The sequence below is a fragment of the Heyndrickxia sp. FSL W8-0423 genome (assembly GCF_038009395.1).
Lineage (GTDB): Bacteria > Bacillota > Bacilli > Bacillales > Bacillaceae_C > Heyndrickxia > Heyndrickxia sporothermodurans.
Genome location: NZ_JBBPBE010000002.1, coordinates 12,204 through 23,328 on the forward strand (window position 1 = coordinate 12,204; position 11,125 = coordinate 23,328).

20 protein-coding genes and 1 pseudogene are annotated in these 11,125 nt (G+C 35.1%); all 21 read left to right on the forward strand.

Annotated features, from left to right (window positions below):
• Position 1: 1 nt before the first annotated feature.
• The 21 genes and pseudogenes from MKY81_RS20785 to gpGT all read left to right on the forward strand — a co-directional run bounded on the left by MKY81_RS20785 (position 2) and on the right by gpGT (position 11,122).
• Positions 2 to 607 carry a sigma-70 family RNA polymerase sigma factor gene (locus MKY81_RS20785; protein ID WP_341118843.1) on the forward strand — a complete coding sequence of 202 codons (606 nt, stop codon included), beginning with the start codon at positions 2 to 4 and terminating at the stop codon, positions 605 to 607.
• Positions 608 to 654: 47 nt separating this feature from the next.
• Positions 655 to 903 (forward strand): hypothetical protein, encoded by a 249-nt coding sequence (locus tag MKY81_RS20790; RefSeq protein ID WP_341118844.1) that lies wholly within the window; start codon positions 655 to 657, stop codon positions 901 to 903.
• Positions 904 to 957: 54 nt separating this feature from the next.
• Positions 958 to 1,122 (forward strand): annotated as a pseudogene (locus tag MKY81_RS20795) (organic solvent tolerance protein OstA); the annotation flags it as partial.
• A gap of 112 nt (positions 1,123 to 1,234) precedes the next feature.
• Positions 1,235 to 1,681 carry an ArpU family phage packaging/lysis transcriptional regulator gene (locus MKY81_RS20800; RefSeq protein ID WP_341118845.1) on the forward strand — a complete coding sequence of 149 codons (447 nt, stop codon included), beginning with the start codon at positions 1,235 to 1,237 and terminating at the stop codon, positions 1,679 to 1,681.
• 268 nt (positions 1,682 to 1,949) lie between these two features.
• Entirely contained in the window at positions 1,950 to 2,138 is a 189-nt protein-coding gene (locus tag MKY81_RS20805) for a hypothetical protein (RefSeq protein ID WP_341118846.1), read from the forward strand.
• Complete coding sequence (locus tag MKY81_RS20810) at positions 2,135 to 2,359, forward strand: hypothetical protein (RefSeq protein WP_341118847.1); 225 nt, start codon at positions 2,135 to 2,137, stop codon at positions 2,357 to 2,359. Before MKY81_RS20805 ends, MKY81_RS20810 begins: the two co-directional genes overlap by 4 nt.
• 3 nt (positions 2,360 to 2,362) lie before the next feature.
• Positions 2,363 to 2,710, forward strand: coding sequence for an HNH endonuclease (locus MKY81_RS20815; protein ID WP_341118848.1), 348 nt, complete (start codon positions 2,363 to 2,365; stop codon positions 2,708 to 2,710).
• Between the two features lie 4 nt (positions 2,711 to 2,714).
• On the forward strand, positions 2,715 to 2,918 hold the full coding sequence (locus MKY81_RS20820) for a hypothetical protein (protein WP_341118849.1): 204 nt from the start codon (positions 2,715 to 2,717) through the stop codon (positions 2,916 to 2,918).
• 126 nt (positions 2,919 to 3,044) lie between these two features.
• Entirely contained in the window at positions 3,045 to 3,377 is a 333-nt protein-coding gene (locus MKY81_RS20825) for a terminase (RefSeq protein ID WP_341118850.1), read from the forward strand.
• Positions 3,374 to 5,089, forward strand: coding sequence for a terminase large subunit domain-containing protein (locus MKY81_RS20830; RefSeq protein WP_341118851.1), 1,716 nt, complete (start codon positions 3,374 to 3,376; stop codon positions 5,087 to 5,089). Before MKY81_RS20825 ends, MKY81_RS20830 begins: the two co-directional genes overlap by 4 nt.
• 19 nt (positions 5,090 to 5,108) lie before the next feature.
• Entirely contained in the window at positions 5,109 to 6,257 is a 1,149-nt protein-coding gene (locus MKY81_RS20835) for a phage portal protein (protein WP_341118852.1), read from the forward strand.
• A 2-nt stretch (positions 6,258 to 6,259) separates the two neighbouring features.
• Positions 6,260 to 7,060, forward strand: a complete 801-nt coding sequence (locus tag MKY81_RS20840; RefSeq protein WP_341118882.1) for a head maturation protease, ClpP-related — start codon at positions 6,260 to 6,262, stop codon at positions 7,058 to 7,060.
• Between the two features lie 6 nt (positions 7,061 to 7,066).
• On the forward strand, positions 7,067 to 8,233 hold the full coding sequence (locus MKY81_RS20845; protein ID WP_341118853.1) for a phage major capsid protein: 1,167 nt from the start codon (positions 7,067 to 7,069) through the stop codon (positions 8,231 to 8,233).
• A 53-nt stretch (positions 8,234 to 8,286) separates the two neighbouring features.
• On the forward strand, positions 8,287 to 8,544 hold the full coding sequence (locus tag MKY81_RS20850; protein ID WP_341118883.1) for a phage gp6-like head-tail connector protein: 258 nt from the start codon (positions 8,287 to 8,289) through the stop codon (positions 8,542 to 8,544).
• Positions 8,531 to 8,899 carry a phage head completion protein gene (locus MKY81_RS20855; protein ID WP_341118854.1) on the forward strand — a complete coding sequence of 123 codons (369 nt, stop codon included), beginning with the start codon at positions 8,531 to 8,533 and terminating at the stop codon, positions 8,897 to 8,899. Before MKY81_RS20850 ends, MKY81_RS20855 begins: the two co-directional genes overlap by 14 nt.
• Positions 8,896 to 9,288, forward strand: a complete 393-nt coding sequence (locus MKY81_RS20860) for a hypothetical protein (protein ID WP_341118855.1) — start codon at positions 8,896 to 8,898, stop codon at positions 9,286 to 9,288. Before MKY81_RS20855 ends, MKY81_RS20860 begins: the two co-directional genes overlap by 4 nt.
• Complete coding sequence (locus MKY81_RS20865) at positions 9,288 to 9,671, forward strand: hypothetical protein (RefSeq protein WP_341118856.1); 384 nt, start codon at positions 9,288 to 9,290, stop codon at positions 9,669 to 9,671. The genes MKY81_RS20860 and MKY81_RS20865 overlap by 1 nt, the downstream gene beginning before the upstream one ends.
• Positions 9,672 to 9,707: 36 nt before the next feature.
• A complete protein-coding gene (locus tag MKY81_RS20870; RefSeq protein ID WP_341118857.1) occupies positions 9,708 to 10,310 on the forward strand; it encodes a major tail protein in 603 nt (200 codons plus the stop codon).
• 3 nt (positions 10,311 to 10,313) lie between these two features.
• Positions 10,314 to 10,523, forward strand: a complete 210-nt coding sequence (locus MKY81_RS20875) for a hypothetical protein (protein ID WP_341118858.1) — start codon at positions 10,314 to 10,316, stop codon at positions 10,521 to 10,523.
• A 45-nt stretch (positions 10,524 to 10,568) separates the two neighbouring features.
• Positions 10,569 to 10,937: a phage tail assembly chaperone G gene (gene gpG / locus MKY81_RS20880; protein ID WP_341118859.1), complete on the forward strand. Its 369-nt coding sequence runs from the start codon at positions 10,569 to 10,571 to the stop codon at positions 10,935 to 10,937.
• A 62-nt stretch (positions 10,938 to 10,999) separates the two neighbouring features.
• Positions 11,000 to 11,122 carry a phage tail assembly chaperone GT gene (gpGT, locus tag MKY81_RS20885; RefSeq protein ID WP_341118860.1) on the forward strand — a complete coding sequence of 41 codons (123 nt, stop codon included), beginning with the start codon at positions 11,000 to 11,002 and terminating at the stop codon, positions 11,120 to 11,122.
• Positions 11,123 to 11,125 lie beyond the last annotated feature (3 nt).

Consider the following 11,125-nt stretch of genomic DNA (forward strand, 5'->3'; position numbering starts at 1 on the left):
AATGGAAACACTAAAATTAGTTGGCGATGATTTTGTTGAAAAGTATAGGGGGATTGTCCTTAGTATTGCTAAACGGTACTTTGCCTATAGAGAAAGTATTGAAGCTAATGGAGGTCATACAACGGAGGATTTAATACAATATGGCATGTTAGGTCTAGTAAAAGCAAAGGCAAGCTATGATCCAACAAAAGGTACTAGTTTTTCAACATATTTGTATCCGAAAGTAAAATGGGAAATACAATCAGCAGTAACGGAAAATACGCTAGTAAAAATGCCAAGAGCCATTGCATTAAAGAATCCAGCAACCTATGTCTCTATAAACTTAAAACTAAAAGATGAACCTGACCAGGAAACGGAAATTCAAGATACTTTGCATAATCACTTTAACCTTGAAAGAACCGTGATAAATAACATGATTTTACGTCAATTTTTAAGCACATTGAACGAACTGGAAAAGTTACTTTGGTTTAAGGTATATGATGAAAAAATTGAACAATCTGTTCTTGCTGATCAATTAGGGTTGTCTCGTGTGAAAGTAAATAGAATTCTATCCGGAATAAAAAAGAAAGCGAAAGTTTTCGGAGAAAGTATTTACGCAACAAACTAGATTTAGTGTTTAGTTGACTAAAATTATGACGAAAGGAGTGAAATTACATGGGGCAAGAAATCATTATTAAAAGAAGTGATTACCGAACTGTTACAGAAGATGAAGATATTTCAAAACTAGAAATAGATTATATCAATACACATTTTAGCACATACGATACTTTTAGAAACTATCTGCATATCCAAGTTGGTGATTATGACAATTTTAATTTTTATCTTGAAATGTCACCAAGAGAAGCAGAGGAATTTTTCTTAAAATGTGCGGAAAAAGCAAGGAAAAAGTATTTAGGTTTTTAAATCAAATTCCGAAGATATAACGTAACAAAATTTCAAATAAAAGGAGCTAATACAATGACAAAAGTACAATTAAATCAAAAGGAACAACATTACGCAGATACACGTGAAGAAGCAGAGGAAATTGTTTCAGCAGCTAAAGAAAATGATAATCTTCAAATGCACAAAATTACAGAGAAACATAATAAGTACGGTCAGTATTACTTAATTGATTTAACTTACTCTTCTGTGGATGGAAAAGGGAATGTGGAAGTTTCAGATGGTCAACTAGAATTAGTAAAATAATTTTCTCTTCGCTTAAGCTTAGAGTATTCCTGAGAAATGGGGGAATAAAATGGGGTTTGAATTACCAGAATTAGATAGAACAGCAACCCAAGCAGCTGTAGAAGCACATTTAGAAACATATCGTTTATATAAATACTTATTATTTGACGAAAGAGAAGCATCTATTACAAGTAGTAGTGAAATAAGATATCACGGTCCAACAAATGAAACTAGTGATCAAACTGGTAATATTGCAATCTATAATGTAGATCAGCAAAGATATCGTAAAGAATTTTGCGAAAGAACTGAATGGGCTGTGAAGAAACTTCCTAGCATGGAACGCTTCCTTATAGAAGAAAGATATATGTCAAAAGATAGTGAATATATTAATGATATGAATGTTTATTGCTTTAAATTTCAACCACCAATTAGCCATGTAAAGTATGCAAAGATTCGCTGGAAAGCTTTCTACAGATTGGCATTAACATTAAATCTTGCTATCACAGTGAAAAATTAGTTTAAAAAAACTTTCAAAAAATATTAAAAAGAATTTAGAAAAATTTTCATATTAACTTAAACCATTTGGTTTTTAACATGATAAATTTGTATCATAGGAAAATTGATAAGGCGGCATTCATTACTTTAAGTGGTGGGTGTCGTTTTTTGTGTCATTATCTTTAAATCTAAAGGCTAATAAAGTTTGTTAATGTAAATGTCTATGAAACTATTTAAAACATTATACAAGCAAATCTGAAAAGAATTAGAACCATGTACGAGGTGAACTCATGAAATTTGCTGATCATTTAAGTAAAGATTCTATTCGTAAGTTCAACCAACTAAGACGTGCAGCTAGGAATAAAAAAGAAAAGCCTAAACAAAAGAAAGAGAAATTAAGTTTCAGAGATGTTACTAATCTTATGGGAACAAATCGAGACACATTTAAACGTGTAGGAGGAAGGGTGAGGAGGAAATGAAACCATCATTAACAATAGATGTTAATTCAAAGATAATGTCTGCTAAATTGAAAGCTATCGCTAAGCATACTCAAGCTTTAGCTGATGAGTTAGAACAGATAGATAAATCTATTTGTCCATCTTGTGGTGAATTATTAGATACAAATGATTTCTATGCAGATAGTAAACTCATTCATACTATGAAAGATTGTCCGTCATGTGGTTACTCGTTGAGGCGATAGGTAATGGCTGAATATAAAACCCGTGAACAGAAACGAAAGTTCTATGACGGCAAAGCATGGAAACAATTACGTGAAGAAGTAAAGCAGCGTGATCACTATGAATGCCAGGAATGTAAACGGCAAGGAAGAGTAACCATTGATACCAATGAGTACAGTGAGAGTGCTAAGCGTAAGAAGATTCAGCTGGTTGTCGACCATATCAAAGAGCTTGAAGATCATCCTGAATTAGCATTAGACATGGAGAACCTTGAGACTCTTTGCGTTAACTGTCATAACAAAAAGCATGGACGATATGTTGATTATTCGTTGTGGAGAAAGAAAAATAAGTGGGCTGATGATGAAAGGTGGTAAGTAAATGATTACAGTAACGATGCCAATCAGTGAGTATGAACAAATGAAAAAGCGTATTGATAGGTTACAACGGGAAAGTATTTATAATTACATCAAGAGGGAATACAGCGATTTAGAAAGAAATGAATATGAAATAAAGGTGGATTTCAGACCAATAATAAAAACTCTTGAAAAAGAAAACAAACCTATTGAAATTAAAAGAATATAGATACCCCCCCGGGTCAAAAACTTTAGTCGAATAAAGGATTGGGGCACCGGTAAGGGGGGACTCAACTCTCTAAAAATATTTAAAAATAAGACCTTCACATTAGGGGTGATAGGGGGGAGGGGTAATATGAAAAAAGTAAATTTCGATGAATTAAAAAAACAATTATTAGCACGTATTGATACCGAAGATTTGCTAGAAGTAAAAAAAGTAAATGATTTAATTCGCCTGCATGAATTAGATGCGGAATGTGATAAAGTGATTGATCGTGACGGTGTCAGCATTACTATTGAAAATGGTTCACAAAAATTTATTAAGAGTCATCCTAGTATGAATGAAAAAATGAAAATCAATGCTCAAAAAATTGCGCTAGAAAAATCGATCAAGTTTAAATTAAATGCAACCCCTGCCCCTGCATCAGAAACTGTGGAAGGCAAACCGAAGCGTGGTAGTTTAATTTGATTAGTTATAGCTATATCGATGAATATATTCGTCAGTGGCGGGATGGCGAAATCATTTTAAATAAAGAGCGGATTATGCTCATCGAATGGTTAGAGCAAGATATATTGACGATGCAGGATATTTATTTTGAAAGTGAACAGATTGAAAACTTCATTCAGTTTGCTGACAAATGGTACTTCCCTTTACAGCCATTCCAGAAGTTTTTAACGTGTTTTATTTTTTTGCGTTACAAAGATTCGGATGATTTAGTGTTTGATGAATTTCTTATTTACATGGCCCGTGGTGCAGGTAAAAATGGTTTTATTTCAGCACTAGTAAATTATTTAATTAGTGAACTTCATGGAATTGATTTTTATAATGTATCAATCGTAGCCAACAGTGAAAAACAAGCTAAAACGTCATTTACAGAAGTTTATAATGCGATTGATATGAATGATGATTTGAAAGCATACTTCAAACATCAGAAGGCTATTATCGAATCAATAGATACCAAATCAATTTTTCAGTTTCATACTTCAAATGCCAGTACAAAAGATGGTTTGCGTGATGGTTGTGTTATTTACGATGAAGTGCATGAATATGAAAATAATGAAGTAGTAGACGTATTCTCGGGAGGTCTTGGTAAGGTCAAAGACAGCCGGGAATTTTTTATTGGTACAGATGGATTTGTGCGTGACGGATTCATTGACCGATTGAAAGATAGGGCAATGAGTATTTTAAAACGTGAAGTATCAGTAAAAGAAGATTCATTATTTCCGTTTATGTGCTGCATCGATGATGAAAATGAAATGCACGATATGAAGATGTGGCAAAAAGCCAATCCGATGTTTCACCTACCGTTATCTGATTATGCAAAAACATTGTACAAAAAGGTTTTAAAACAGTATCGCAAACTTCAAAACGATTCATCGGGTTATGAAAATTTCATTACAAAGCGAATGAATTTACCAAAAGTCGATTTAGAAAAGTCGGTAACGTCCTGGGAGAAAATCGAAGCGACAAATCAAGAGTACGATTTGGATAAATTGAGAAAACGTGAATGTATAGGTTGTGTTGATTACGCTTCTATCCGGGACTTTGTAGCGAATGGGTTGTTGTTTGTGGAAGGTGATAAGTTTATCTTACCGGTTGAATTAACACATTCTTTTGTGTGTAAACCATTTGCTGATAAGCACTATGCTTATAGTGGCAATAAAGCGGAAGGGAACAATAAAAAGGACCATCGTAAATTCGCACCAATCAAGGAATGGGAACAGCAAGGATTTTTAACCGTCCTCCACAAGGATACGATGGATCCTCATTTAATTGTTAAATGGTTTGTTGATAAGAGGAAAGAGGGTTGGAACATTAAAAAAATTGTAGGAGATAATTTCCGAATGGAGATTTTAAGGCCGTTATTTGAAACAGAAGGCTTTGAGGTTGAAGACATACGAAATCCAGATGCAGCAAGTGCGTTGTTAGCACCAAAGATTGAATTAGCATTTGATAACCATAATGTTATTTTCGGAAACAATCCAGTAATGCGATGGTACACAAATAATGTATTGGTTGTTATCGATAGTAAAGGCAATAAGTTATATCGTAAAAAAGAGCCAGTCAAACGTAAAACGGATGGTTTTATGATGTTTTTATATGGAGTATGGGCATCGCGGGATTTAGATGACTACGATCCTTCAGACACTTTAGATGTATTAGATGCCTTGAACTTTTAGGGAGGGGGTGATCATGTAAATGGGATTTTTGGATAACGTTTTAAGACGTAATAAGGAACTCGAATCGCTGTTTGATCTTGACTTGTTTTCTGAAAAGGTTCCGCATCGAGCATACTTAAAAAAGATGGCATTGGAAACGTGTATAAATTTTATCGGCCGCACGATTAGTCAATCAGATTTTAGACTCATGAAGAATGGGAAACGTCAACTTGATGATTGGCATTATCTATTAAACGTCCGACCGAATACAGATCAATCGGCAGCAGATTTTTGGCAAAAATTTATTTATGAATTGATAAACGAAAATGAAGTATTAGTGATTTTAACTGATACAAATGATCTCCTAATTGCTGATAGTTTCACTAGGGATGAATATGCAGTTTATCCGGACGTTTTTCGCGATGTAACTGTAAAAGATTATACCTTTCAACGTACATTTAAAATGGACGAGGTTATTTATATAACCTACAACAATGAGAAACTCTCAAAGTTTATGGAAGGAATGTTTGATGATTTTGGCGATTTATTTAGTAGGATGATTGAAGTTGGCCATATAGAAAATCAAATCCGCGGAACTGTTGGGGTAGAGACTACACAACCACTTACGGAAGAAAATCAGAAGAAGTTACAGGATTTTATCAACAGGCTATTTAACTCTTTTAGAAAAAATTTGATTGCCTTAGTTCCAAAGTTAAAAGGATATGAATACAACGAGGTTTCTAGCGGAGAAAATAAAAATAATGGGCAGACCATAGAAAAATTAACAAAACTTAAAAAATCTTTAATTGATGATGTGGCAAATATACTAGGGATTCCTAATGCATTAATACATGGAGAATTGGCGGATTATGAAACTAGTATTAAAGCCTATATAAAATTCTGTATTGGCCCGTTGATGAAAAAAATCAGTGATGAATTAAATGCGAAATTGATAGACAAAAAAGATTACTTAAATGGCCAAAAAATCGAAATACGTGGAATAGCAGAAATGAACCCACTGGAAGTAGCTGCTGCTGTCGATAAACTTATCTCCAGTATGGCATATACACCAAATGAAGTTCGCGTAAAACTTGGGGACGAGCCATCACCGGACCCACGACTAGACAAGCATTACTTTACAAAAAACTATCAATCTGCTGAAGAAGTTGAAGGAGGTGAGATAGAGTGAGAATGTTGACGAAAGAAGATTTTTTTAAACAATTCAAGAATCAGTCATATGTTGAACAACTTAAGCAAATTCCTCAAAAATTTAATGTTGTACACGATGAAGAAACAAAGACTACCAATATCACTATTTACGGAGTAATCGGAGATGCATGGTTTTCCGATTCTTTTTCAGCCAGCGATATTGATCAGGCGTTGAATGCTGCGGGAACAAATGATATTGTCATTAACTTGAACAGCCCAGGGGGCGATGCATTTGATGGAATATCTATTTTTAATCGACTAAAGCGACATAATGGCAAAGTAACTATACACGTTGATGGATATGCTTGTTCGGCAGCGTCGGTCATTGCTATGGCTGCAGATGAATTGGTAATGGAACTTGGATCAATGCTCATGATCCATGAGGCAGGAAGTTTGGTCTGGGGAAGTAAGCGCGATATGAGAAAAGAAGCGGACGTGCTTGAGGAACTAGAAGAAGGTATTATTGATATTTACATGACGAAGGCTAAAGTAAGTCGCGAGGAGATTCGCGAAAAGGTAGATAGCGAAACTTGGTTCAGCGCTAAAAAGGCTGTAGAAATTGGATTTGCTAATAAAGCGGAAGGTTCAGAAGATGACGAATTAGAAGAACCTAACAACATAGTTAATTCCGTATTAGACCTTGAACAGAAAAAGAACATTATCAATGAATTGAAAAACACTTTAAAACCAAATAATCAAAAACAAGAACCATCCCCTACTTCCACAACAACTGTGGAAAACAAAGGAAATGGTTCTTTTAATTTACTTAAAAAATGGAGGTAACAAATTATGCCAATGAAACTAAAAGGTAAAATGGAAAATTTCGAAGCGAAAAAGCAAGCTTATATGAATGTGATGAAAGCGGAGGATTCAACTCCCGAGCAGTTAGAAAATGCATTTAGTGAAATGTTTACTGCCCTACAAACTGATTTAACAGAACAAATCACAAATGAAGCACGTAATGAGGTTCACGATGCACAAATTTTAGCTGCACGCGGTCAAAATGTATTAACTTCCACAGAGAGAAAATTCTTTAATGAGGTCATTGAGTTCGGGGGTTTTAACGAAGACTCTATCCTTCCTGTTACAACTCAAGAACGTATTTTTGAGGATTTAACAACTGAACATCCTTTACTTAGTGCTATTGGATTACAAGATTTAGGTGCCGTCACTCGTTTTATTAAATCAGACCCTACTAAAGCATATGCTTGGGGTGCACTATTTGGGGAAATTAAAGGTCAAATCGGTGCAGCATTTAGCGAAGAACAAATTGGCCAATTGAAACTAACTGCTTTTGCAGTAATTCCAAAAGATATGCTAGACCTCGGACCAGAATGGGTTGAACGCTATGTTCGTACTCTATTAGTTGAGTCTTATTCTGTTGGTTTAGAATATGGACTTGTAAACGGTCGAGGACCATCTAAAAATGAACCAATCGGATTAATGAAAAATGTTGCTGAAAATGGTGCGGTAACAGATAAAACATCTAGCGGTACTTTAACATTTGCTCCTTCCCAATTTGGCGAAGTGGTTGCTGGTGAATTACATGATGTTATTAAGGCTTTATCAACAGACTCCAAAAATAAAGCTCGTAAAGTGCTAAACAAAGTGGCCATGGTGGTAAACCCTATAGACGCTATTAGTGTACAGGCCCGCAATACTATTCAAACAAGCACAGGCCAGTGGGTGACTTCTCTACCTTATAATATTCAAGTGATTGAGTCGGAAGAAATCCCTGAAAAGAAAGCATTATTCTTTGTAAAAGGGAAATATCTTGCAGCAGTAGCTGGAGGTTACAAGACTAATAAGTTTGACCAAACTCTTGCAATTGAAGATGCTATGCTTTATACAATTAAGCAATTTGCTAATGGTAAGCCAGAAGATAATAAAACGGCTCTACTATACGATTTGGATATTAAATTCAGCACATCCGTTTCCGAACCAGAAGGAGCCTAAGAGAGGTGATCTAATTGATCACAGATGAATTGTTAAAAGAATTTAAAGACCGTATGCATATTTCTCACAATGAGGACAGCAATTTAAAACAATTGTTGTCCTTTTCTATTACTGCCATTAAAGCTAGTTGTGGTAATTTTGATATTTACGGTGAAAAGGATACGGATATACGAGCAAAAGAGTTAGTATTCGAACGTACTCGGTACGCTTATAATGATGCCCTTGAATACTTCGAGGACAATTTCCTTAGTGATATTACAAGTTTAGGATTATCGCTAATGCCGGAGGTTAAAGACGATGGATCCATTTAAATATAAACCACCGCGGGTTAATTCGGGTGATTTACGTACTCCTGTCACTTTTTATGAATTTGCGCCTAATGAAGGACCGGAACCGGGGGAAGTTGAAAAGAAAGTTTTGTATGAAGCCTGGGCGAAGATTGATAGTGTGTGGATGAAGGATTTGGAGACTGCCAAAGCAAATGGAACCTTAACTGATTTAACCATAACGATTAGGGATCCACAAATGGATTATATTCCTACAAACAAACACTATTTATCTATCGATCATCCGTTGTATAAAAATCATAGATATAATGTCAAAGGTGTTCAACCTGATTTACAAAATAAAGATTTTATAAGAATCATAGCGGAGTTAAAAGAATGAGTGTCAAGATAACTGGGCAAGAAAAACTTTTGAAAGAACTCGAAAAACGCTTTGATAAAGCTAAAATACAACGAATTAGTGATAAAGCTTTATTATCTGGTGCGAAGGTTTTTGTTAAAGAACTGAGAAGTCAATTCGAATCGTTTAAAGACACAGGAGCATCAATTGAGGAAATTACCATATCAGAACCAATGTGGATTGCTGGAGTACGAACAATTAAAGTACATTGGCGCGGCCCTAAAGGAAGGTATCGCATTATTCACTTGAACGAATGGGGAACAATAAATAATCCAAATCCACCAGGTAAGGGTGCGGTGGCAAGAGCATTGAAAAATGCAGAAAAGGCTTATCGTAGCGCCATTAAAAATGCAATTAAGGAGGGATTATAATGGATATTTTAAGTCTTATTTATAATGCCTTAATTGCTGATCAATATATTAAAGACCAAGCATATGGCAGGATTAAATATTACGAGTATCCCGAAACAGGAGACGTTAAGGCACCGTTTATTATTATTGATCTATTAGATGCTCCATCCCCTTCGGATTTTGCAGATGATACATGGTTGTCATACGATTGTCTTTTTCAAATCGAAGTTTGGTCTCCTAATAGAGTAGTGACTAATACCATCGCGGACAAGATTCGTAACGTCATGTGGAACCAATTTGGTTTTAAACAGCAGAGTGGACCACAAGAGTATAAAGAAGGTGTCTTTCGTGACGCCAGGCGTTACCGAGGAACAATATATAGAAACGATTTAGACGGCTTATAAGCTGTCTTTTTTTATTATTTTAAAGGAGTGATTAATTTGGCAGAAGAGAAAGTATATCGTGCTTCAACAGGTGTGGATGAATTTTTCTACGGTGAAATAGGAGAAGGAACCACTGCAGCTTATATTGAACGTGTGAAGTTTTTACAAAATATTAATGTTGAAATGCCCCAAGAAATTGTTCGTGCGTTTGGTGATAATAAGACGGCTGAATTAGCTGTATCAAGTGGTAACATATCGGTGTCATCACAATTTCACAAAATACCAATCCAGGATAAAGAAAAATTGTTAGGGTGGGAAACGGTTGATGGACTTACTGCTGCAGGTAGTGAGGATAACCCTCCATATGTTGCCGTAGTATTTGCAAAAACTTATGAAGATGGATCCCGAGAATACGTCGGCTTACCAAAGGGAATGTTTACTCGCCCGAATGTCACTGGACAGACAAAAGGAGAAAACACTGAATTTAGTTCAGAAGAAATTGCAGCACAATTCATGGATCGTAAGGTCGATGGTTTTTCTAAAGATAAATCAGTGATCTTTGGTTATGATCCAGCTGGACAAACGAAAAATAGAGACGCTTTATTTATGAAGGTTTTTGGAAAAGCTTATCCAACTGATACAGTTCCGGAGGGGGCATAAAATATGAGTAAAGAAAATAAGCAAACTCCTAAAAAAGAAAAAAAGTATGTAGTCGTTCATGATTTCAAAGATTTACAGGATAATAACAGGATTTATATAAAGGACGACGTTTATCCAGCAGAAGGAGCACCGAAACCTACTGCAGCACGAATCAAAGAGTTGTCGTCCACAAAAAATAAGCAGAATCAAGTACTAATTAAAGAGCAGGCATAACGCTTGCTCTTTTTTAGTTATCTAAATTAGAAAGGATGTTTATAAATGGCTAATTTAAAACGAAATATGATTGAGCTTGTAAAAGAAGTAAAAGAAGGGGAAGTAGTTACAGAAAAATATCTCACCCCTGTATTTATCCCACTTTCTGTTGTTTATGAAGCACTTGATTTAGTAGAGACAATTGATAAGAGCCTATCAGGTGAAATAGATGCTAATGAGGAAATAGATTTAATGGACCAATTATTGAATTTCGTTTCTTCGAAATTATATGGTAATCAATTTACAAAAGATGAGTTGTTTAATGGTTTACATGGACCCGATGCAATCGAAACCCTCCAAGAACAAATACTATTTATTGCGCGAGGACGGCAATCGGATGAAACAAAAAAGTATTTAGCGGAGAAGAATCGCTAACAGATGCGGATTTTACTCCGCAAAAACAAAAGGAATATTTAGATAAACTTATTCTCGACTTTATGGAACAAGGTAAGGATATCAATGAAATTTTAGCCATGCCCTATCATTTTCTAATTGAGATATTACTTGAACGGAATAAACCTAAACAGACAAAATCTTTAATCTCTGCATTCGGGGGTTAAGGA

What these genes read in the sequence shown, in the direction of transcription:
- MKY81_RS20785 (WP_341118843.1), top strand. Translation starts at nt 2, where the DNA reads ATGGAAACACTAAAATTAGTTGGCGATGATTTTGTTGAAAAGTATAGG.
- MKY81_RS20790 (WP_341118844.1), top strand. Translation starts at nt 655, where the DNA reads ATGGGGCAAGAAATCATTATTAAAAGAAGTGATTACCGAACTGTTACA.
- MKY81_RS20800 (WP_341118845.1), top strand. Translation starts at nt 1,235, where the DNA reads ATGGGGTTTGAATTACCAGAATTAGATAGAACAGCAACCCAAGCAGCT.
- MKY81_RS20805 (WP_341118846.1), top strand. Translation starts at nt 1,950, where the DNA reads ATGAAATTTGCTGATCATTTAAGTAAAGATTCTATTCGTAAGTTCAAC.
- MKY81_RS20810 (WP_341118847.1), top strand. Translation starts at nt 2,135, where the DNA reads ATGAAACCATCATTAACAATAGATGTTAATTCAAAGATAATGTCTGCT.
- MKY81_RS20815 (WP_341118848.1), top strand. Translation starts at nt 2,363, where the DNA reads ATGGCTGAATATAAAACCCGTGAACAGAAACGAAAGTTCTATGACGGC.
- MKY81_RS20820 (WP_341118849.1), top strand. Translation starts at nt 2,715, where the DNA reads ATGATTACAGTAACGATGCCAATCAGTGAGTATGAACAAATGAAAAAG.
- MKY81_RS20825 (WP_341118850.1), top strand. Translation starts at nt 3,045, where the DNA reads ATGAAAAAAGTAAATTTCGATGAATTAAAAAAACAATTATTAGCACGT.
- MKY81_RS20835 (WP_341118852.1), top strand. Translation starts at nt 5,109, where the DNA reads ATGGGATTTTTGGATAACGTTTTAAGACGTAATAAGGAACTCGAATCG.
- MKY81_RS20840 (WP_341118882.1), top strand. Translation starts at nt 6,260, where the DNA reads ATGTTGACGAAAGAAGATTTTTTTAAACAATTCAAGAATCAGTCATAT.
- MKY81_RS20845 (WP_341118853.1), top strand. Translation starts at nt 7,067, where the DNA reads ATGCCAATGAAACTAAAAGGTAAAATGGAAAATTTCGAAGCGAAAAAG.
- MKY81_RS20850 (WP_341118883.1), top strand. Translation starts at nt 8,287, where the DNA reads ATGCATATTTCTCACAATGAGGACAGCAATTTAAAACAATTGTTGTCC.
- MKY81_RS20855 (WP_341118854.1), top strand. Translation starts at nt 8,531, where the DNA reads ATGGATCCATTTAAATATAAACCACCGCGGGTTAATTCGGGTGATTTA.
- MKY81_RS20860 (WP_341118855.1), top strand. Translation starts at nt 8,896, where the DNA reads ATGAGTGTCAAGATAACTGGGCAAGAAAAACTTTTGAAAGAACTCGAA.
- MKY81_RS20865 (WP_341118856.1), top strand. Translation starts at nt 9,288, where the DNA reads ATGGATATTTTAAGTCTTATTTATAATGCCTTAATTGCTGATCAATAT.
- MKY81_RS20875 (WP_341118858.1), top strand. Translation starts at nt 10,314, where the DNA reads ATGAGTAAAGAAAATAAGCAAACTCCTAAAAAAGAAAAAAAGTATGTA.
- gpG (WP_341118859.1), top strand. Translation starts at nt 10,569, where the DNA reads ATGGCTAATTTAAAACGAAATATGATTGAGCTTGTAAAAGAAGTAAAA.
- gpGT (WP_341118860.1), top strand. Translation starts at nt 11,000, where the DNA reads ATGGAACAAGGTAAGGATATCAATGAAATTTTAGCCATGCCCTATCAT.